Annotated in this window: 16 protein-coding genes and 5 tRNA genes; 16 read left to right on the forward strand and 5 right to left on the reverse strand. The window is 60.0% G+C overall.

The features are described from left to right. The first annotated feature begins 126 nt into the window (after positions 1-126). The 8 genes from mgtA (at position 127) to J2Y90_RS15285 (ending at position 11,991) form a co-directional block, all read left to right on the forward strand. Complete coding sequence (gene mgtA / locus J2Y90_RS15250) at positions 127-2,826, forward strand: magnesium-translocating P-type ATPase (RefSeq protein ID WP_253500693.1); 2,700 nt, start codon at positions 127-129, stop codon at positions 2,824-2,826. A gap of 229 nt (positions 2,827-3,055) precedes the next feature. Beyond that, the gene (locus tag J2Y90_RS15255) at positions 3,056-3,490 is read left to right on the forward strand and encodes a chemotaxis protein CheY (protein WP_253500694.1); all 435 of its coding nucleotides are present in this window, start codon (positions 3,056-3,058) and stop codon (positions 3,488-3,490) included. 128 nt (positions 3,491-3,618) lie between these two features. Further along, positions 3,619-4,251: a response regulator transcription factor gene (locus J2Y90_RS15260; protein WP_253500695.1), complete on the forward strand. Its 633-nt coding sequence runs from the start codon at positions 3,619-3,621 to the stop codon at positions 4,249-4,251. A gap of 12 nt (positions 4,252-4,263) precedes the next feature. After that, the gene (locus J2Y90_RS15265; protein WP_253500696.1) at positions 4,264-7,470 is read left to right on the forward strand and encodes a transporter substrate-binding domain-containing protein; all 3,207 of its coding nucleotides are present in this window, start codon (positions 4,264-4,266) and stop codon (positions 7,468-7,470) included. A gap of 155 nt (positions 7,471-7,625) precedes the next feature. Further along, complete coding sequence (locus J2Y90_RS15270) at positions 7,626-8,492, forward strand: pirin family protein (RefSeq protein WP_253500697.1); 867 nt, start codon at positions 7,626-7,628, stop codon at positions 8,490-8,492. Positions 8,493-8,735: 243 nt separating this feature from the next. Continuing rightward, the gene (locus J2Y90_RS15275) at positions 8,736-10,178 is read left to right on the forward strand and encodes a mechanosensitive ion channel family protein (protein ID WP_253500698.1); all 1,443 of its coding nucleotides are present in this window, start codon (positions 8,736-8,738) and stop codon (positions 10,176-10,178) included. 83 nt (positions 10,179-10,261) lie between these two features. Then, a complete protein-coding gene (gene xth, locus J2Y90_RS15280) occupies positions 10,262-11,056 on the forward strand; it encodes an exodeoxyribonuclease III (RefSeq protein WP_253500699.1) in 795 nt (264 codons plus the stop codon). A 101-nt stretch (positions 11,057-11,157) separates the two neighbouring features. After that, positions 11,158-11,991, forward strand: coding sequence for an arylamine N-acetyltransferase family protein (locus tag J2Y90_RS15285; protein WP_253500700.1), 834 nt, complete (start codon positions 11,158-11,160; stop codon positions 11,989-11,991). On the opposite strand, the gene J2Y90_RS15290 is transcribed toward J2Y90_RS15285, so the two are convergent. Then, the gene (locus J2Y90_RS15290) at positions 11,988-12,323 is read right to left on the reverse strand and encodes a BrnA antitoxin family protein (RefSeq protein WP_253500701.1); all 336 of its coding nucleotides are present in this window, start codon (positions 12,321-12,323) and stop codon (positions 11,988-11,990) included. The two genes, J2Y90_RS15285 and J2Y90_RS15290, sit on opposite strands and share 4 nt — an antisense overlap. Before the next feature lie 3 nt (positions 12,324-12,326). Beyond that, positions 12,327-12,611 (reverse strand): BrnT family toxin, encoded by a 285-nt coding sequence (locus J2Y90_RS15295; protein ID WP_253500702.1) that lies wholly within the window; start codon positions 12,609-12,611, stop codon positions 12,327-12,329. A gap of 252 nt (positions 12,612-12,863) precedes the next feature. Between J2Y90_RS15295 and J2Y90_RS15300 the strand changes: the two genes are divergently transcribed. Beyond that, positions 12,864-14,387 carry a nucleobase:cation symporter-2 family protein gene (locus tag J2Y90_RS15300; protein ID WP_042609415.1) on the forward strand — a complete coding sequence of 508 codons (1,524 nt, stop codon included), beginning with the start codon at positions 12,864-12,866 and terminating at the stop codon, positions 14,385-14,387. 199 nt (positions 14,388-14,586) lie between these two features. Here the strand turns inward: J2Y90_RS15300 and J2Y90_RS15305 are convergent. After that, positions 14,587-14,662, reverse strand: a tRNA-Asn gene (locus J2Y90_RS15305). Positions 14,663-14,882: 220 nt separating this feature from the next. Between J2Y90_RS15305 and J2Y90_RS15310 the strand changes: the two genes are divergently transcribed. Beyond that, entirely contained in the window at positions 14,883-15,113 is a 231-nt protein-coding gene (locus J2Y90_RS15310; RefSeq protein ID WP_253500703.1) for a hypothetical protein, read from the forward strand. Here J2Y90_RS15310 and J2Y90_RS15315 read toward each other — a convergent pair. Both J2Y90_RS15315 and J2Y90_RS15320 read right to left on the reverse strand, forming a co-directional pair. Beyond that, positions 15,110-15,310, reverse strand: a complete 201-nt coding sequence (locus tag J2Y90_RS15315; RefSeq protein WP_016773917.1) for a hypothetical protein — start codon at positions 15,308-15,310, stop codon at positions 15,110-15,112. The two genes, J2Y90_RS15310 and J2Y90_RS15315, sit on opposite strands and share 4 nt — an antisense overlap. Before the next feature lie 260 nt (positions 15,311-15,570). Next, a complete protein-coding gene (locus J2Y90_RS15320) occupies positions 15,571-16,767 on the reverse strand; it encodes an amino acid aminotransferase (RefSeq protein ID WP_253500704.1) in 1,197 nt (398 codons plus the stop codon). Between the two features lie 337 nt (positions 16,768-17,104). Here J2Y90_RS15320 and uvrB point away from each other — a divergent pair, with 337 nt between their 5' ends. The 6 genes from uvrB to J2Y90_RS15350 all read left to right on the forward strand — a co-directional run bounded on the left by uvrB (position 17,105) and on the right by J2Y90_RS15350 (position 21,521). Further along, positions 17,105-19,120 (forward strand): excinuclease ABC subunit UvrB, encoded by a 2,016-nt coding sequence (uvrB, locus tag J2Y90_RS15325; RefSeq protein ID WP_042609418.1) that lies wholly within the window; start codon positions 17,105-17,107, stop codon positions 19,118-19,120. Positions 19,121-19,335: 215 nt separating this feature from the next. Continuing rightward, positions 19,336-20,817 (forward strand): glutamate--tRNA ligase, encoded by a 1,482-nt coding sequence (gltX, locus tag J2Y90_RS15330; protein ID WP_253500705.1) that lies wholly within the window; start codon positions 19,336-19,338, stop codon positions 20,815-20,817. Between the two features lie 188 nt (positions 20,818-21,005). Next, positions 21,006-21,081, forward strand: a tRNA-Ala gene (locus J2Y90_RS15335). Positions 21,082-21,160: 79 nt separating this feature from the next. Next, a tRNA-Glu gene (locus J2Y90_RS15340) sits at positions 21,161-21,236 on the forward strand. Positions 21,237-21,289: 53 nt separating this feature from the next. Next, positions 21,290-21,365: transfer RNA gene (locus tag J2Y90_RS15345), tRNA-Ala, on the forward strand. Between the two features lie 80 nt (positions 21,366-21,445). Continuing rightward, positions 21,446-21,521 (forward strand) — tRNA-Glu (locus J2Y90_RS15350). Positions 21,522-21,538: the final 17 nt, after the last annotated feature.

Consider the following 21,538-nt stretch of genomic DNA (forward strand, 5'->3'; position numbering starts at 1 on the left):
GCCGCCTATCGACACGCCTGTCATTGCCGACCGGCGCGCCACGCCTTGCCGTGCCGGTTTTTCCCGGTGCCGAGGCGCGGTGGTACCTGCTCGACGGCTTCCCGGCTGACCACAGGGGACACAGCCATGAAACTGAAGCTCAAGGAATTTTTCGCAGGCTTTCTGCGCAGCCGCCATATCGCCCGACACTTTCGTCGTCTGGCGCTGCTGGACTCGATCAACGACACCACCGTCAGCCGTGAAGTGCCGCCGACGCTGGCCAGTACGCTGGTCGCTGCCGCCCATGCCGATAGTGCTGCGTTGCTGTCGTCACTGGGCACCCACGGGGAGGGGCTCACCGACGTCGAGGCCGATGCACTGCGCGCGCGACATGGCTTCAATGAGGTCGAGCACGAGCAACCGCTGCCGTGGTGGACTCATCTGTGGCATTGCTACAAAAATCCGTTCAACCTGCTGCTGACGTTGCTCGCGGTTATCTCCTGGCTGACCGAAGACCTCAAGGCAGCTGTGGTGATTTTCTCCATGGTGGTGCTGTCGACGCTGCTGCGCTTCTGGCAAGAGAGCAAATCCAATCAGGCCGCCGATGCGCTCAAAGCCATGGTCAGCAACACCGCGACGGTGCTGCGTCGGGATGGCCCACGCCGGGAGCTGCCGATCAAACAACTGGTGCCCGGCGATCTCATCGTGCTCTCGGCCGGCGACATGATTCCCGCCGATTGCCGGGTGCTCAGCGCCAAGGACCTGTTCGTCAGCCAGGCAGCGATGACCGGTGAATCGATGCCGGTGGAGAAATTCACCCGGCACACCGATCGCGACACGCGTAACCCGCTGGAGCTGGACAATATTCTGTTCATGGGCACCAACGTTGTCTCCGGCAGCGCGATTGCGCTGATTCTCACCACCGGCAACAGCACCTACTTCGGTGCGCTGGCGCAACGGGTCGGTGCGACTGACCGGGCGGTGACCTCGTTCCAGCAGGGCGTCAACAAGGTCAGTTGGTTGCTGATCCGTTTCATGTTCGTCATGGCGCCGCTGGTGCTGTTCATCAACGGTTTCACCAAGGGCGACTGGACCGAAGCGCTGCTCTTCGCGCTGTCGATTGCCGTCGGCCTGACCCCGGAAATGCTGCCGATGATCGTCACCTCGACCCTGGCCAAAGGCGCCGTGTTCCTCTCGCGCAAAAAAGTCATCGTCAAACGCCTCGACGCGATCCAGAACTTCGGCGCCATGGACGTGCTCTGCACCGACAAGACCGGCACCCTGACTCAGGACAAGATCTTTCTCGCGCGCAATGTCGATGTCTGGGGCGAAGACTCGGACGAAGTGCTGGAACTGGCCTACCTCAACAGCTATTACCAGACCGGCCTGAAAAACCTGCTGGATGTCGCCGTGCTCGAACACGTGGAAATCCACCGCGAGCTGAAGGTCGGCACGGCGTTTCGCAAGGTCGACGAGATCCCGTTCGACTTCAATCGCCGACGCATGTCGGTGGTGGTGGAGGGCCGCGGTCAGCCACATCAGCTGATCTGCAAAGGCGCGGTCGAGGAAGTGCTGGCGGTGTGCAGCCGCGTGCGTCATGGCGAAGTTGATGAGGCTTTGAGCGATGAATTGCTGGCGCGGATTCGCCAGGTCACCGCCGCCTTCAACGCCGAAGGGTTGCGCGTGGTGGCGGTCGCCGCTCGTGCAATGCCCGAAGGTCGGGAGATTTACAGCCTGGCGGATGAGCAGGCGCTGACGCTGATCGGTTACGTGGCGTTTCTCGACCCGCCGAAGGAAAGCACCGCGCCGGCGCTCAAGGCCTTGGCCGAGCATGGCGTGGCGGTGAAGGTGCTGACCGGTGACAACGAACTGGTCACGGCGAAGATCTGCCGCGAAGTCGGCCTCGCCCAACAGGGTTTGCTGCTGGGCAACGACCTCGAGCGCATGAGCGATGCCGAACTGGCCGTGGCGGTCGAGAGCACCAACGTCTTCGCCAGACTCACGCCGTCGCACAAGGAGCGCATCGTCCGTGTGCTCAAGGGCAATGGCCATGTGGTCGGGTTCATGGGCGACGGCATCAACGACGCGCCGGCGCTGCGCAGCGCCGACATCGGCATTTCCGTCGACAGCGCAGTGGATATCGCCAAGGAAGCGGCGGACATCATCCTGTTGGAAAAGAGCTTGATGGTGCTGGAGGAGGGCGTGCTCGAAGGACGTCGGACCTTCGCCAACATGCTCAAGTACATCAAGATGACCGCCAGTTCCAACTTCGGCAATGTGTTCTCGGTGCTGGTCGCCAGTGCGTTCATTCCGTTTCTGCCGATGCTGCCGATGCACCTGCTGGTGCAGAATCTGCTCTACGACATCTCACAGATCGCCATTCCGTTCGACAACGTCGATGAGGAGATGCTGAAACAACCGCAACGCTGGCAGCCGGGTGATGTCGGGCGCTTCATGCTGTTCTTCGGCCCGATCAGCTCGATTTTCGACATCACCACGTTCGCCTTGATGTGGTACGTGTTCGATGCCAACACCGCGGATCACCAGACGCTGTTCCAGTCCGGCTGGTTCGTGGTCGGGTTGCTGACGCAGACGCTGATCGTGCACATGATCCGCACGCCGAAGATTGCATTCCTGCAAAGCCGTGCCGCCATGCCGCTGATGGTGATGACCGCGATCATCATGGCGGTGGGCATCTTTTTGCCGATGGGGCCGCTGGCGCATTACTTCAAATTGCAGGCATTGCCGTCGCTGTATTTCGTGTTTCTGCCACTGATCCTGCTGGCGTACATGGCCCTGACCCAGGCGGTGAAGGGCTTCTACATTCGCCGGTTTGGCTGGCAATAATGCCGCCCCCTGTAGGAGTGAGCCTGCTCGCGATAGCGGTGTGTCAGTCAACTTCAATGTCACTGGAATACCGCCATCGCGAGCAGGCTCACTCCTACAGGAGTACCGGTGCGTCCGTCAGTGCGGGGATGCCCGGATGAATGGCCGGATTTTTAGGAAAAGTCCTACAGAGCTATCCTCGACGCTTGCGTAGTCTTGCCCCTCTCCAAACCCCACCGGGAGAATGACCATGAGCAACAAAGCGTTGCGCATCCTGATCGCCGACCCGCAGCATTTTCATCGCATGAAAATCGAGCGTCTGTTCAATGCGCTCGGCTACTACCGCGTGGCCCCGGTGCAGAGTCTCGGCGAATTGTTGACCCTGGTCGACTACGGCTGTGAGCCGTTCGATGTGTTGGTGATCAATGCCGAACTGGCGGCAGGCACCCTGGACCTGCTGGGCTTTCTGCTCGATAACCCACAGGTTCGCCACGCTCTGATCTACAACGAACAGTCAGCACCGTTGCAGGCGCTGGCAGGCTTCGCTCAGGAAAACGTGCAGATCAGCCCGGCGCAACTGCCCAATTCACAGCTCGTCGGGCAGGTGATGGCAAGGGTCGAAGCAGCCGGCGAACTCCGGCAAGCGCCTGACTCACACTGGTTGTTGCGCCATGCCAATGCATAAAAACCCAGACTGCACAACTGTCAGACCTGACAGGTGATTCCCTTGTCCATCCATGTAACAGTGCCGGCGCAGCCACCGACTCCGAAACGGGGTGGTGCGGTGTCTTTTACGATTGTGCAGGAGTGCCAATGAAGTCAGCGCTGATCGTTGATGATCACCCCGTAGTGCGCGCGGCTATCCGAATCGTCTTGCAAGCTCTAGGTTTCAGCGAAATTCATGAGGCGTCCAATGGCAATGAGGTCGTGCCGTTGATTTGCGAACATGATCCGCATCTCGTAGTGCTCGATCTCGCACTGGGGTCCATGGACGGACTGGAGGTGCTGACGCGGATCCAGATCAAGGCTCCGACGGCGCGATGTCGAGTCCTGGTGTTCAGCATGCATGAGCCGACGCATTATCAAGAGCGCTGCCTGCGTGCGGGGGCGAGAGGCTACGTTACCAAAAGCAACCAGCTGACGCTGCTGCACGAGGCCATAAAAGCACTGATGTCCGGGCACACCTATTTTTCTGCGTTGCCGAACAGCGGCGCTCTGTTCAACGCCACGCAACGGACTGAGAAGCAGATGATCGATCAGCTTTCCGATCGTGAGTTATGTATCTTCGTGCAATTGGCACTGGGCAAATCGAACAAGGCGATTGCCCAGGAGATGCACTTGAGCCACAAGACCGTCAGCACCTACAAAACCCGCATGATGTCTAAACTCTGCCTGGGTTCATTGGTGCTCCTGCGCGAATTCGCCAAGCGCAATCACCTGATCTGAGTGCCCCCCGACATGACGCAGGGACTGCGTACTTTATGGCTGTGGCTAGCACTTGCAACGTCGGTCGGTGCAAACGCACAGCCGCAGACACTGGAGGTGCTGGCCCGCCTCGAACCGGGCAATGTCCAGGTTCGCCTCGATGATCGGGAACGCCGATGGCTGCATGAGCATCCGGTGTTGCGCATGGGCATCTCCGGGCCGGATTACCCGCCATTCGAAATCACCCGCAATCAGTACGAGCTCGAAGGTCTGACGGCCGATTACGCCGATCTGCTGGCGCAACTGCTGGGCATCAGAATTGAAGTGCGGCGCTTCGCCGATCGACCTGCGCTGATGGCGGCACTCAAGCGCGGCGATGTCGATCTGTTGGGCACGTCGAACAGTTTCGAAGCGGCTGACCCGTCATTTATCCTGTCGCGGCCGTACGCTGAAGATCAGCCAATGCTGATCACGCGCCACGACGAGAAGCTCCCGGCTGATCTTTCAGCCAAGCGCATCGCCATGGTCGAAGACTACCTGCCGCTGGCCCATGTTCAGGCGTTTTATCCCGGCGCCGACGTGCAGCTTTATGCCTCGGCAATGGATGCACTCGGCGCGGTCGCCTTCGGTGCCGACGACGTGTACCTGGGCGACTTCATCAGCGCCAACTATCTGATCAACACCAATTATCGCAACGACCTGCAACTGGCCGGGCCGTCGGGTCTTGACGCCAATCCGTTCGCGTTTGCGCTGTTGCGCAGCGACGTGGTGCTCAAACGCATCGTCGACAAGGCCTTGCTGGCCGTACCTATGGAGCGTCGGCATCTGATCGAACAGCGCTGGAGTGTCGGCCTCGCCGAGATGGCCGAACAGTCCCGGGTGCAACTCAGCGCCGCCGAGCAGCAATGGCTGGATCAGCACCCGGTGGTACGCGTGGGCGCTGTCGATGACTTTGCGCCCCTGGCGTTTTTCGGGGCCGACGGGCGTTTCAGCGGATTGTCGGCGCAGTTATTGAGCCTGATTGCGCAGCGCAGTGGCCTCAATTTCGAGATCGTGCGCGGCAGCTCGCTCAACGACCAGTTCGAGCAACTGCAGGCTGGTGAGCTTGATGTCCTGCCAGTGGTGACGCCCAGCACCGAGCGTGAAACGCAACTGCAATTCACCCGCGCTTATCTGAACAATCCATTTGTGCTGGTCGGCACGGCGAATGGCCCGCATCCGCTACCTCTCGACGCTTTGAACGGCAAACGTCTGGCCATCTATCGCGGCCACCCATTGCGCGATTACCTGCTGCAACGCGTGCCCGGTCTGCGTCTGGTCGAGGTCAAGAGCCCCGCCGAAGGCATGGCGCTGATTGCCAAGGGACAGGTCGACGTGACGGTGAGCTCGTTGCTGGTGGCGCGTTTTCTGATCGCCCGGCAGTATCGCGATCGCCTGCGTATCACCGGCACCGTTGGCGACCAGCCGGCGCGTATCGCTTTGGCTACAGCGCCGCAGTCGGCGCTACTGCACTCGATCCTGAACAAGGCGTTGCTGAGCATCGCGCCGCAGCAGATGGATGAACTGGTCGAGCGCTGGAGCCACGATGTGGTGGTCGAGGACAGCTACTGGCTGCGCCACCGTCAGGAGATTCTGCTGGGCTTCGCCGGCGCAGCGGCCTTGCTCCTGCTGGCAATGCTCTGGATCGGCTGGCAGCGTCGGCAGATTCACCAGCGTCAACAATGGTTGCTGCAACTGCAGGAGGCCAAGGACGCGGCGGACGAGGCCAATCGGGCCAAGAGCACTTTTCTGGCGACCATGAGCCATGAGATCCGCACGCCGATGAACGCCTTGATCGGCATGCTCGAACTGGCCCTCAAGCGTGCGGAAGAGGGCGTGACCGATCGTCTGGCGATTCAGGTGGCCTCGAATGCCGGCCAGCAACTGCTGGCATTGATCGGTGACATTCTCGACATCGCCCGCATCGAGTCGGGGCATATGTCCCTCGCCCCCGAGCGGGCCAATCTACGGGAGACGGTGTTATCGGTATGCCGGGTGTTCGAAGGGCTGGCGCGACAGAAGCGCTTGTTGTGGCGCATCGAACTTGACCCGCGCGCCGACGTGGACGTGCTGATAGATCCGACGCGCTTCAAGCAAGTGCTGTCGAATCTGCTGAGCAATGCGATCAAATTCACCGAGACCGGCGAGGTCGGCCTGCAATTGCAGATCGGTGCGATATTGGACGAGCAAGTGAATGTGCGAGTGCTTATCGAGGACAGCGGCATCGGCATCAGTACCGCCGATCAAAAGCGCCTGTTCAATCCCTTCGTTCAAGCGGGCAATAGTCCACAAGCGGCGCGCAGCGGGTCCGGTCTGGGGCTGGTGATCAGTCGCAACCTTTGCGAAATGATGGGCGGCACGTTGCGTCTGGACAGCGATCCCGGGCAAGGCACACGCGTGGAAATCAACCTGCAGTTGCCACTGCTGGCCGCGATGGCGACCACCGCGGCAACGCCCGACGCGGCGCCCGCCACCTGTGTATTGAACGTGCTGGTGGTGGACGATCACCCGGTCAACCGCTTGCTGATGTGCTGGCAACTGAGCGAACTCGGGCATCGCACGGTAGACGTCGGCGATGGTGAACAGGGGCTGGATCGCTGGCGAACCCAGGCCTTCGATGTGGTGATCACCGACTGCAACATGCCCCGACGCAATGGCTATGAACTGGCGCAGGCTATTCGCGACGAAGAAGCCGCCACCGGACGCAGGCGCTGCCTGATTCTCGGTTTTACCGCCAACGCGCAGATGGAAGAGCGTCTGCGGTGTCTGGATGCCGGCATGGACGGCTGCCTGTTCAAACCGATTCGTTTGCATGATCTGGCGCAGGCTTTGGACGGCGCCCACCCTTGCGAGCTGCACGTGGATCACCCGCCGGCCGCCGAGCCTGTCGAGATTGATCTGAGTGCGCTGGAACAGATGGCCGGTGCCGACCACTCGTTGATCGAACGCTTGCGCAAGGAAGTCGGTAACAGTCTGCGCGACGATCTGCTGGCGCTGGATCTATTGCAGGCAAGCGATCGCAAAGACTTGCGCGAGTTGGCCCATCGCATCAAGGGTGGCGCGCAGATGGTCGGGGCCGCGCGGGTTGTTGCGGCGTGTGCTGACCTGGAGATGGCTTGTCGAGACAGTGATAACGTGGTTATCAACCGTGCCATCGACAGGTTGCGCGAAGCCATGCACGGCCTCGCGCGCTGTCTCTGAGGCAATGCGGTCTCCTGTGGGAGCGAGCCTGCACGCGAAAGGCGCCACCGGGTCATTGTTCTGCACATGGAACACTCAGGCCGATTTGCACCCTCTAGTCGAATATTCGGTATGCCTTTAGGCTGAATCCAATGCAATGACACAACGGAGACCCCATGAAAAACATCATCGGCATCTACACCAGCCCGCGCGGCCATTGGGTCGGCGATGGTTTCCCGGTGCGCACGCTGTTTTCCTACGACAACCTGGGCAAGCACATCAGCCCGTTCCTGCTGCTCGATCACGCCGGGCCCGCCGAGTTCACCCCGACCACAGAACAGCGTGGCGTCGGCCAGCACCCGCACCGTGGTTTCGAAACCGTGACCATCGTTTATGACGGCGAAGTGCAGCACCGTGATTCCACGGGCAGTGGCGGCACGATCGGCCCGGGCGAGGTACAGTGGATGACCGCAGCATCCGGCATCCTCCATGAGGAGTTTCATTCGGAGAACTTCGCCAGAACCGGCGGCAAGCTGGAAATGGTCCAGCTGTGGGTCAACCTGCCGGCCAAGGACAAAATGGCCGCGCCGGGTTACCAGACCATTCTCGATCGGGATATTCCGAACATCGCGCTCAAGGACGACGCCCGCAGCCTGCGTCTGATCGCCGGTGAATTCGACGGGCACACCGGCCCGTCGCGGACGTTCACGCCCATCGACGTCTGGGATCTGCGCCTCAATGCCGGCAAGTCGCTGACGCTTGATTTGCACGAAGGACGTAACACCGCGCTGGTGGTGTTGAAGGGCTCGGTGCAGGTCAACGGCACGGGATCGGTGGGAGTGGGGCAGTTGGCGCTGTTCGAACGCGACGGTGATCGACTCACCCTGCAAGCCAGCGAAGACGCGGTGGTATTGCTGCTCAGCGGCGAGCCGATCGACGAACCGATCGTCGGCCATGGCCCGTTCGTGATGAACACCGAGCAGGAAATCCACCAGGCCTTTGCCGACTTCCAGTCCGGGCGCTTTGGCCAGATGCACGCCTAGCGCACAATTCCCCTGTAGGAACTGCCGAAGGCTGCGATCTTTTGATCTGATCGTTCCCACGCTCTGCGTGGGAATGCAGCCGGGGACGCTCCGCGTCCCACAGCCTCAAGATCGCAGCCTTCGGCAGCTCCTACAGGGTTTTGCAGTGTTTTTGAGCGGGTGTTCATCCACCGAAATCAATTGCTCCTACACTGTGCCAATCTGTGCGATCTTCTCGCGATTGGCCTTTGTCGGAGTTGTTTGATGCTGTCTCTGCTGACCGAACACCCGTTGTTTTGCGCATTGATCCTGATTCTGCTCGATCTGGGCCTGTGGCGGCTGATCAGCTCTCGCGGGAGCGAATGGAAACTGCTGGTGCGGGTGCTGATTTTCGCCCTGTTCAGCATTGTTCTGTTCAACGAAGGCCTCAACCCGATGGAGCCAGCGCCGTGGGCTGATAACGTGCCGTTGCATCTGGCGGCGACCGGGTTGCAGATCGGTTGGTGGCTGTTCGGCGCGCGCACCCTGACGGTGTTGATCGGTGCGGTGATGATGCAACGGGTCGGCCACACCGGCCGGCTGTTGCAGGACTTGCTCGGGGCGGTAATTTTTCTCATCGCGATCATCGCGGCACTGGCTTACGTGCTCGATCTGCCGGTCAAAGGCGTGCTGGCGACCTCCGGCGCGTTGGCGATCATTGTCGGTCTGGCCTTGCAGAGCACTTTGAGCGACGTATTCTCCGGAATCGTCCTCAACACCACCAAGCCGTATCAACTCGACGACTGGATCTCGATCGACGGCACCGAGGGCCGCGTCACCGACATCGACTGGCGGGCTACGCGTCTGCAGACCAGCCAGGGCAGCATGGCAGTGATTCCCAACTCGCTGGCGGCCAAAGCCAAGATCATCAACTTCAGTCGCCCAAGCAACATGTTCGGTGTTTCGGTCAGCGTGCCTGTCAGCCCCCATGCCCGGCCCAGCTCGGTGATCGAGGCGCTGGAGCGGGCGATGCAGGGCTGCCGGCAATTGCTCGACACACCGGCGCCCAGCGTGTCGTTGAAGAGTTCTGCCAGCGGCGGCGCCGAATACGAGATCAGCGGTTTTGTCGCTTCGATGGGCGAGAAGCGCGTGGTGCGCAATCAGCTGTTCGACCTCGCTTACCGACATTTGCAGGCCTCCGGGGTCAATCTGCTGTCGAGCAACGAAACCAGCGCCGCGCCGCAACTGTCGCGGCCACGGGCGTTGCTGGAAAGCTCGCCAATCTTCTCGACCCTGCGCGAGGAAGAGAAAGACACCTTCAGCCAGAACATGACCCTGCAAACCTTCCGCGCCGGCGAGACGATTCTGGCGGGCGGGGAGGTCAGCGATCATTTGTTCATCATTGAATCCGGGGTGGTTTCGGTGACGCTCAAGCGCCATGGTGTGCCCCTGGAATCCGGGCGCATGGGGCCGGGTGAGGTGATCGGCGAGGCCGGGATTCTCTCCGACACCGCGCTGCCGGCGGATTTTTCCGCGAAGACTTTCTGCGCCCTGTATCGCATCGAGAAGTCCTACCTGAAACCCTGTCTGGACGCCCGCCACGACATCCACGATGCGATGCAGGCATTGCTCGATTTCCGCCTGCACAAGGCGCAATCGCTGACCGAGGAAGCGCCCGTAGTCGCGCCGAAAAGAGGCTTTCTGCAGTGGTTGCGTAATCGCGTCTGAGCTGCCCTTCTATCATTCGATGCAACCTGCGCGGCGCTCTCAGGGTCACAATTTTCAATCCCACCGGGCAGGAGTTGCGGACGATGAAAAACCTGCGAATCGCCACCTTCAACGTCAACGGCATGCGCGCGCGGCTGCCGAATCTGCTGGATTGGCTCAAGCGCGAGCAGCCGGACATTGTTTGCCTGCAAGAGCTCAAGTCTGTGGACAGCGCCTTTCCCGCCGCTGAACTGGAAGCCGCCGGTTACGGGGCGATCTGGCAGGGCCAGGCGTCATGGAATGGCGTGGCGATTCTGGCGCGGGATGCGCAGCCGCTGGAAAGTCGGCGTGGTTTGCCCGGCGATCCCGATGACACGCACAGCCGCTATATCGAAGCAGCGGTGCATGGTGTGCTGGTCGGTTGCCTGTATTTGCCTAATGGCAACCCGCAGCCGGGGCCGAAATTCGATTACAAACTGGCCTGGTTCGAGCGCCTGATCAAATACGCTCAAGACTTGCAGAGCAGCGATCACCCGGTGGTGCTGGCCGGTGACTTCAATGTCGTGCCCACCGACATGGACATCTACAACACCCGTTCCTGGCTCAAGGATGCCTTGTTGCAACCCGAAAGCCGCGAGTGCTACCAGCGGCTGCTGGACCAAGGCTGGACCGATTCCCTGCGCCACGTGTATCCCGAAGAACGCCTCTACACCTTCTGGGATTACTTCCGCAATCATTGGCAAACCAACTCCGGCCTGCGCATCGACCACCTGCTGCTGAACCCGGCATTGAGCCCGTATTTGCACGACGCCGGCGTCGACGCCTGGGTGCGCAATGAGCCGCACGCCAGTGACCATGCACCGACATGGATTCGCATCGGCTCGCGGAAAAAGCGCTGATCGAGCGATTGGCGAAATCAATTGTCGGAAGCCGTGCTTGATCCCGTATACAGGGCAACATTCACGCAGTGTTCTGCGGCCCCATGCATAAGGACTGAGCAATGAGTGCGCCACGGCTGACCAATACCAATCTGTACTTGCAACGCTTGGGTTTCGACACAGCGCCGCCACCGACGCTGGACACGTTGCGTCAATTGCAGCTGCGCCATACCGCTGAGTTTGTTTTCGAAAATCTGGCAACCATCAGCGGAGTGCCGGTGTTGATCGACCTGGTCTCTATCGAAGACAAGGTGCTACGGCATGGGCGGGGCGGCTACTGTTATGAGCTCAACCATTTGTTCTATGCGCTGCTGCTTGAACTGGGTTTTCAAGCGCGCGGCATCAGCGGTCGCGTGGTGATGAATCAACCGGAAGGCAGTTGGACGGCGCGCACGCATCGCTTGAGCCTGGTCACCATCGACGGTATTCGGTATATCGCCGACGTCGGCTTCGGCGGCATGGTGCCGACGGCACCGTTGCTGCTCGACAGCGAAGATGAGCAGTCCACTGCGCACGAACCCTACCGCATCGACAAGCAGATCGATGGCTACTTGCTGCGCGCCAAGGTCGCAGGAGAGTGGCGGCCGATGTACCTGTTTGATCTGCAACGCCAGGAAGACATCGATTACACCGTCGGCAACTGGTACGTCTCGACCCATCCAGAATCACCTTTCGCCCAGCGCCTGATGGTCGCGCGTACCGGCGATGGCTGGCGCAAGACCCTGAACAACGGCAGTTTTGCCATTCACCCTATGGGGGCAGAAAGTCAGCGGCGCGAAGTGGCGGACGTCGACGAGTTGATGGGGTTGCTGCGGCATGAGTTTGATCTACAGGTGCCTGATTCACCCGGTGTGCGGCAAGCGCTGGCCCGGGTAATCGCGCCAGTACCGGTCTAGGGTTTCACGTCAGGCTCCAGCACGCGGCGAATTTCCCCGATCGCGGCCGACAGCTTTCTCTCCAGGCTTTTCAGGTCGGTGGCCGTGATGCCTTTCTTGAACTGGCCTGACAGACCTGAATCGTCAACGCGTTCCTGCTGGCGGTTACCTTCCAGCAAGGCATGACGCAAGGTGTTGTTGATCACGGTCTGGTAGCCAAATCCCTCGGTTTCTGCGGCGGTACGCGCCGCTTCGATCACCGCGTCATCAAGCATGATGGTGATGCGCGTCTTGCCCTTGCTCGGCGCTACTGCGCCGCGTTTGCCTGCAGAAAAGTCATATTCGTCTTTCATCGTTCAAGCCTCCTGTAAATATGCGCGCCGTTCGCTGGGTGTGGCGAGACGTGCAGAAATGATTCGAACAACGTTGGCTTCGCGGTAGCTGTAAGCCACGACGAGCACACGACCCTTTGCATCCAGGCCGAGCGTGATCCAGCGTTGTTCGTCATGATCGTTGTCCTCAAGGGTCAGTGCGCGTTCGTCGTAGAAAACGGGTTCGGCTTCGGCGAGGCTGATGCCTTTGTGCTTGAGTTTGTTGGCTGCGTTCTTGCTTTTGTCGTACTGAATCTTGAATGACTTCATTATGCATACTTTATATGTATAAAAAAGAGCGCGACCGCACCGTCGGTCGCCGTGAACACTTCAGCCTAGTGGGCACCGGCGCAGACGCCGTGGGGATGTGTTGCCGGATTTGTGGGGGCGCAAGCCGCGAGCCAGAAGCTTGGATGGCTACCTAACCATTATGTGACTGATAAGTTGTATACAACTCTATGGACATTTGTCCTGAGTATTGAATACAGTGTGCGCATAACAAAAACCAGGGAACCCCCCACCATGAAAACGCCCCATGTTTCACACCAACGGCCCGAGGACGAAAACCTCGGGGTCGGCGCGAATATGGCTTACGGCCTGCAACATGTTCTGACCATGTACGGCGGTATCGTTGCGGTGCCACTGATCATTGGCCAGGCGGCCGGTCTGTCGCCGGCGGACATTGGTCTGTTGATTGCTGCTTCATTGTTTGCGGGGGGGCTGGCGACACTGCTGCAAACCCTGGGTCTGCCGTTTTTTGGCTGTCAGCTGCCGCTGGTTCAGGGCGTGTCGTTCTCCGGCGTGGCGACCATGGTCGCGATTGTCAGCAGCGGCGGGGAGGGCGGTTTCCAATCGGTGCTGGGCGCGGTGATTGCCGCCTCGTTGATCGGCTTGCTGATCACGCCTGTGTTCTCACGCATCACCAAGTTCTTCCCGCCGCTGGTCACCGGCATCGTGATCACCACCATCGGCCTGACGCTGATGCCCGTTGCCGCACGCTGGGCGATGGGCGGCAACAGCCACGCGCCGGACTTCGGCAGCATGCAGAACATCGGTCTGGCGGCGGTCACGCTGGTGCTGGTGTTGTTGCTGAGCAAGGTCGGCAGCTCGACTATCTCGCGGCTGTCGATTTTGCTGGCCATGGTCATCGGCACGGTGCTGGCGGTGTTCCTCGGCATGGCGGATTTCTCCAGTGTCACCACCGGCCCGATGTTCGGCTTCCCGACGCCGTTCCACTTCGGCATGCCTACCTTCCACTTCGCCGCGATTCTGTCGATGTGCATTGTGGTCATGGTGACCCTGGTGGAAACCTCGGCGGACATCCTCGCTGTCGGTGAAATCATTGGCACCAAAGTGGATTCCAAGCGCTTGGGCAACGGCCTGCGTGCCGACATGCTGTCGAGCATGTTTGCGCCGATCTTCGGTTCGTTCACGCAAAGTGCTTTCGCGCAGAACGTCGGCCTGGTGGCGGTGACCGGGATCAAGAGCCGTTTCGTGGTCGCCACCGGCGGCGTGTTCCTGGTGGTGCTCGGGTTGCTGCCGTTCATGGGCCGGGTGATTGCCGCTGTGCCGACGTCGGTACTCGGCGGCGCGGGAATCGTGCTGTTCGGCACCGTGGCCGCGAGCGGCATCCGCACATTGTCGAAGGTCGATTACCGCAACAACGTCAACCTGATCATCGTTGCCACCTCGATCGGTTTCGGCATGATCCCGATCGCCGCGCCGAACTTCTACGATCATTTCCCGAGCTGGTTCGCGACGATTTTCCATTCGGGCATCAGTTCGTCGGCAATCATGGCGATCCTGCTCAACCTGGCGTTCAATCACTTCACGGCTGGCAACTCGGATCAGCAGTCGGTGTTTGCCGCAGCGGAAGAGCGCACCCTGCGTTACCGCGATCTGGCCGCGCTGCGCGAAGGCGATTACTTCAGCGATGGCAAGCTGCATGATTGCGATGGCAAGGAGGTACCGGTGATCGAGCCGGATGACCACGACCATGGGCATGGCGCGCCGAAGGTGCAGGTGAAAAGCAGCGAACATGTCTGACCGCTGCTGAATACAGAAGGGCCGATCTGGTTGTACAGATCGGCCTTTTCGTTTGCAGATTAAAAGATCGCAACCTTCGGCAGCTCCTGCATCGGGATCAGCGTTTCCCTGTTGGAGCCGCCGAAGGCTGCGATCTTTTGATCTTTTCAGGCGCCCACAAAAAAGCCCCTGAACCTTGCGATTCAGGGGCTTTGCTATTTGGCTCCACAACCTGGACTCGAACCAGGGACCCAGTGATTAACAGTCACTTGCTCTACCAACTGAGCTATTGCGGAATTGGTGCGTATGTTACTGATTCAAAAAGAGAAGTCAAGCGCCGCCTGGCAACTTTTGCGATTCGTCGGGACGGACGGCATTTTGTCAGCGATTGGCGGTTACCAGAATGGCCTCAGGGGTCTACCATGGCAGCCCGGAAGTGGTCACACGCGCTGCCGGCCATTCGCCGCAAAGGTACGCGCCAATGATTCAAATCACTCGCAACACCGAGGTGCTCGCATGAGCACCGCCCAGATCAGCCTGCCCAAAGGCGTCGGCCCGCACGCCGAGAAACTCTTCGATGCAATCACCGGCGCCAGCACCGCCGAAGAATTGAACCGTGCGGGCGGCAAGGCCGAAGGTTTTGTCCTCGGTCTCGAGAGCAGCAAGGCCATCAAGAGCCAGATCGCCGAATCGCTGTATGTGATTTACGACGACGCCGCCACTCAGCGCTCCGCCGAACTGGCTTAACTGCCGAAGGTGATCGTGCCGAGCATCAGCTTGGCATAGGCCGCCGTCGCCGCCAGTTGCACCAGCCACAGGGCCAGGCCACCGAGGAATACCCCGGTGGCGACTTGCAGCACCAGGCTCTTTTCACGCTTGGCCGGAGCGCGCGGGATGAAATCATCCAGATCGTCACGGTCGGCGCGCAGGTTGTCGTTTTTCATGTGGGTTCTCTTCAAAAATCTTGGGTGTACACAAAACCTGTAGGAGCTGCGGAACGCTGCGATCTTTTGATCTTGATCTTGATCTTGATCTTGATCTTAAAAAACAAGATCAAAAGATCGCAGCCTCGTTTCACTCGTCAGCTCCTACGAGCTCCTACGGTCTGATTTGTGTGCAGTCTAGAGGTTGCAAGGCGTTCCCAGAGACAAATAAAAACGGGAAGCCGTTCAAGGCTTCCCGTTTTTTGATCACGCCGCGAAAATCAGATGACCTGAACGATCGCGTCTGTCACAGCCTTGATGTTGCTCTGGTTCAGGGCAGCCACGCAGATGCGACCGGTGTCCAAGGCGTAGATGCCGAACTCGTTGCGCAGGCGATGCACCTGTTCGGTGGTCAGGCCGGAGTAGGAGAACATGCCGCGCTGACGGCCGACGAAGCTGAAGTCGCGGCCCGGGGCTTTTTCTGCCAGCAAGGCAACCATCTGCTCGCGCATGCCGCGAATGCGCAGACGCATCTCGGCCAGCTCGGCTTCCCACTGTGCGCGCAGTTCCGGGCTGTTCAGCACGGCAGCAACAATGCTGGCGCCGTGGGTTGGCGGGTTGGAGTAGTTGGTGCGGATCACGCGTTTGACCTGCGACAGCACGCGCGCGTTTTCTTCTTTCGATTCGCTGATGATCGACAGTGCGCCAACGCGTTCGCCGTACAGCGAGAACGATTTGGAGAACGAGCTCGAGACGAAGAAGGTCAGACCGGATTCAGCGAACAGGCGCACAGCGGCGGCGTCTTCATTGATGCCGTCGCCGAAGCCTTGGTAAGCCATATCGAGGAACGGCACGTGCCCCTTGGCCTTGACCACTTCCAGCACGTTGTTCCAGTCCGCCGGGGTCAGGTCGACGCCAGTCGGGTTGTGGCAGCAGGCGTGCAGGACGACGATCGAGCCGTTCGGCAGGGCGTTGAGGTCGTCGAGCATGCCGGCACGGTTCACGTCGTGGGTGGCAGCGTCGTAGTAACGGTAGTTCTGCACCGGGAAACCCGCGGTTTCGAACAGCGCGCGGTGGTTTTCCCAGCTTGGATCGCTGATCGCCACGGCAGCGTTCGGCAGCAGTTGCTTGAGGAAGTCGGCACCGATTTTCAGTGCGCCGGTGCCGCCGACGGCCTGAGTGGTGATGACGCGACCGGCGCTGATCAGCGGCGAGTCGTTGCCAAACAGCAGCTTCTGCACAGCCTGATCGTAGGCAGCGATGCCGTCGATCGGCAGGTAACCGCGCGAAGCGTGTTGAGCGACGCGAATCGTCTCGGCTTCGATCACCGCGCGCAGCAGTGGAATTCGCCCCTCTTCGTTGCAGTAGACGCCCACGCCCAGGTTGACCTTGGTGGTCCGGGTATCGGCGTTGAATGCTTCGTTGAGGCCCAGGATTGGATCGCGGGGTGCCATTTCGACAGCGGAGAACAGGCTCATTATTACGGCGGCTCTGAATGGAGAGTGGAGGGACGTGTCGCGCTCCAGCCGAATGCACTAGAGCGGTGCACAAACGGGGAGCTAGTATAGAGGCCATCACCGCGCGATGGCGACAGGCGAATCGGCTTTTGCGGTAAGTTTTTCCGATTATTTCTTGACCGTTAGTCGATTGACTTTGTCAGAGTCTTTACCGGATGTAGGACGTTTGCCTTGAAAGCTCAGGCAATCGCCACCACATTAAGCACAATCCAGGTTTTTTCTTGCGCGACATCGGTCGTTTGCGGTCGTCCTCGTGGTGCTCCGTCTGACGCGGAACGCCGCGATTCCAGAGGTGTGTATGTCGGAATTCCAGCTAGTCACCCGCTTCGAGCCTGCCGGCGATCAGCCGGAAGCCATTCGCCAGTTGGTTGAGGGCATTGACGCCGGGTTGGCGCACCAGACACTGCTCGGTGTGACCGGCTCGGGCAAGACCTTCAGCATCGCCAACGTCATCTCCCAGGTACAGCGTCCGACGCTGGTGCTGGCGCCGAACAAGACCCTGGCCGCGCAGTTATATGGGGAGTTCAAGGCGTTCTTCCCGAACAACGCGGTGGAGTATTTCGTTTCCTACTACGACTACTATCAGCCCGAAGCGTATGTGCCGTCGTCCGACACCTTCATCGAGAAGGACGCGTCGATCAACGACCACATCGAGCAGATGCGACTCTCCGCGACCAAAGCGCTGCTGGAGCGCAAGGACGCGATCATCGTCACCACGGTGTCGTGCATCTACGGTCTGGGCAGCCCGGAAACCTATCTGAAAATGGTCTTGCACGTTGATCGCGGCGACAAGCTCGATCAGCGTGCGCTGCTGCGGCGCCTGGCGGATCTGCAATACACCCGCAACGACATGGACTTTGCCCGGGCGACGTTCCGCGTGCGTGGCGACGTGATCGATATCTTCCCGGCGGAATCCGATCTGGAAGCGATCCGCATCGAGCTGTTCGATGATGAGGTCGAGAGCATTTCCGCGTTCGATCCGCTGACCGGCGAAGTCATCCGCAAGATGCCGCGCTTCACCTTTTATCCGAAGAGTCACTACGTGACACCTCGTGAAACCCTGCTCGACGCCATCGAAGGCATCAAGGTCGAACTGCAGGAGCGTCTCGAATACCTGCGCAGCAACAACAAACTGGTAGAGGCCCAGCGTCTGGAGCAGCGCACCCGTTTCGACCTCGAGATGATCCTCGAACTGGGTTACTGCAACGGCATCGAGAACTACTCGCGCTACCTGTCCGGGCGGCCATCCGGCGCGGCGCCACCCACGCTTTACGACTACTTGCCCGCCGACGCGCTGTTGGTAATCGACGAATCTCACGTCAGCGTGCCGCAGGTTGGCGCGATGTATAAGGGCGACCGTTCGCGCAAGGAAACTCTGGTCGAGTACGGTTTCCGCTTGCCATCGGCGCTGGACAACCGGCCAATGCGTTTCGACGAATGGGAAGGGGTCAGCCCGCAAACCATTTTCGTTTCCGCAACCCCCGGCAACTACGAAGCCGAGCACGCCGGGCGCGTGGTCGAGCAGGTGGTCCGGCCGACCGGTCTGGTCGACCCGCAGGTTGAAGTGCGGCCGGCGCTGACCCAGGTCGACGACTTGCTTTCGGAAATCACCAAGCGTGTGGCGATCGAAGAGCGTGTGCTGGTCACCACACTGACCAAGCGCATGGCCGAAGACCTCACCGATTACCTCGCCGACCATGGCGTGCGCGTGCGTTACCTGCACTCGGACATCGACACTGTCGAACGCGTCGAGATCATCCGCGATCTGCGCCTCGGCGTGTTCGATGTACTGGTCGGGATCAACCTGCTGCGTGAAGGTCTCGACATGCCGGAAGTGTCGCTGGTGGCGATTCTCGATGCCGACAAGGAAGGCTTCCTGCGTTCCGAGCGCTCGCTGATCCAGACCATCGGCCGCGCGGCGCGTAACCTCAATGGCCGAGCGATTCTCTACGCTGATCGCATGACCGGTTCGATGGAGCGGGCGATAGGTGAGACCGAGCGCCGTCGCGAGAAGCAGATCGCCTTCAACCTGGAAAACGGCATTACTCCGAAAGGCGTGTTCAAGGACGTCGCCGACATCATGGAAGGCGCCACGGTACCGGGCTCGCGCAGCAAGAAGCGCAAAGGCATGGCCAAGGCCGCCGAAGAGAACGCCAAGTACGAAGCCGAACTGCGCTCGCCCAGCGAAATCACCAAACGCATCCGCGCACTGGAAGAGAAGATGTATCAGCTGGCGCGGGATCTGGAGTTCGAAGCGGCGGCGCAGATGCGCGACGAGATTGCCAAACTGCGCGAACGATTGCTGACCGTTTGATCATCGTCGCCTGACCGGCCGCTTCGCGAGCAAGCTCGCTCCCACAGAGGAATTGCCTATCCCTGTGGGAGCGAGCCTGCTCGCGAATGGCCTTCACACAATCGGAAGGCCTTGGGGCATGTGGCTTAAATACCCTGCCCGCTGGAGCGGGGCCGGTGTCGCCTGTTACCATTCGCCGCTTGATTGTTCTGCTCTTCATTTTTTCGAGACATGCCATGACCACCGTCCGCACTCGCATCGCGCCATCGCCTACCGGGGACCCCCACGTAGGTACCGCTTACATCGCATTGTTCAACTACTGCTTTGCCAAGCAGCACGGCGGTGAATTCATCCTGCGCATCGAAGACACCGATCAGTTGCGCTCGACCCGCGAGTCCGAACAGCAGATCTTCGACGCCCTGCGCTGGCTCGGTATCGACTGGAGCGAAGGCCCGGATGTCGGCGGTCCGCACGGCCCATACCGACAGAGCGAGCGCGGCGATATTTATCAGAAGTACTGCCAGCAACTGGTCGACATGGGCCATGCCTTCCCGTGCTTCTGCACCGCTGAAGAACTCGATCAGATGCGCGCCGAGCAAATGGCTCGCGGCGAAACCCCGCGTTACGACGGCCGCGCACTGCTGCTGTCGAAAGAAGAAGTCGCGGCGCGCCTGGCCGCTGGCGAACCGCACGTGATCCGCATGAAAGTGCCGAGCGAAGGCGTCTGCGTGGTGCCGGACATGCTCCGTGGCGACGTCGAGATCCCGTGGGATCGTATGGACATGCAGGTGCTGATGAAGACCGATGGCCTGCCGACGTACTTCCTCGCCAACGTCGTCGATGACCATCTGATGGGCATCACCCACGTGCTGCGTGGCGAAGAGTGGCTGCCATCGGCACCGAAACTGATTTTGCTGTACGAATACTTCGGCTGGGAACAACCAGAGCTGTGCTACATGCCGCTGCTGCGCAACCCGGACAAGAGCAAGCTGTCCAAGCGCAAGAACCCGACCTCGGTGACGTTCTACGAGCGCATGGGCTTCATGCCGGAAGCGATGCTCAACTACCTCGGGCGCATGGGTTGGTCGATGCCGGACGAGCGCGAGAAGTTCTCGCTGCAGGAAATGGTCGACAACTTCGACCTCAAGCGCGTTTCCCTCGGCGGGCCGATCTTCGATATCGAGAAGCTGTCGTGGCTCAACGGCCAGTGGCTGCGCGATCTGCCGGTGGAAGAGTTTGCCGCCCGCGTGCAGAAGTGGGCGTTCAACTCTGAATACATGATGAAAATCGCGCCGCACGTGCAGGGCCGGGTTGAAACGTTCAGCCAGGTCGCACCGCTGGCGGGATTCTTCTTTGCCGGCGGCGTTAACCCGGATGCCAAGCTGTTTGAATCGAAAAAGCTCTCCGGTGATCAGGTTCGCCAGTTGATGCAACTGATCCTGTGGAAGCTGGAAAGCCTGCGTCAGTGGGAGAAGGACAGCATCACCGCGACGATTCAGGCGGTGGTCGAATCCCTGGAGTTGAAACTGCGCGACGCGATGCCGCTGATGTTTGCCGCGATCACCGGGCACGCGAGTTCGGTGTCGGTGCTCGATGCGATGGAAATCCTCGGGCCTGACCTGACCCGTTTCCGCTTGCGCCAGGCGATTGACCTGCTGGGCGGCGTGTCGAAGAAAGAAAACAAGGAGTGGGAAAAGCTCTTGGGCGCCATCGCCTGATTGCTTTTGCTTCTCTGCAGGACTGCCGAAGGCTGCGATCTTTTGATCCTGCCTTCGGCGTTTCTCCCGAATTTACGGGGGAGGGCGGTAAGTGATTGTTATCCCGACAAAAAATTTTGAAATTTTTCAAAAATAAGTTTGACAGGCTTTCGATACGCCCTTAAGATTCGCCCCGTCCTCAGCGATGAGGGGCTATAGCTCAGCTGGGAGAGCGCTTGCATGGCATGCAAGAGGTCGACGGTTCGATCCCGTCTAGCTCCACCAATTTACACTTCAAGGTCTGGCCACACCGGCCTTGAAGCGATCAACACTCAGCGTTGATCAGTTGTATAGAAGGGTTTGCGTCCCCTTCGTCTAGTGGCCTAGGACACCGCCCTTTCACGGCGGTAACAGGGGTTCGAGTCCCCTAGGGGACGCCAGTTTTACAGAAGTGATGTTGCAAGAGATCACTCCGCCGCGAGGCGAAAAATCCGGGGCTATAGCTCAGCTGGGAGAGCGCCTGCATGGCATGCAGGAGGTCAGCGGTTCGATCCCGCTTAGCTCCACCAATTTTACAGTTCAAGGTCTGGCCACACCGGCCTTGAATCGATCAGCTCTCAGCACTGATCAGTTGTATAGAAGGGTTTGTGTCCCCTTCGTCTAGTGGCCTAGGACACCGCCCTTTCACGGCGGTAACAGGGGTTCGAGTCCCCTAGGGGACGCCACGATTACCCGCTCTGCG

The organism is Pseudomonas koreensis (genome assembly GCF_024169245.1).
In the GTDB taxonomy this organism is placed as follows: domain Bacteria; phylum Pseudomonadota; class Gammaproteobacteria; order Pseudomonadales; family Pseudomonadaceae; genus Aquipseudomonas; species Aquipseudomonas koreensis_F.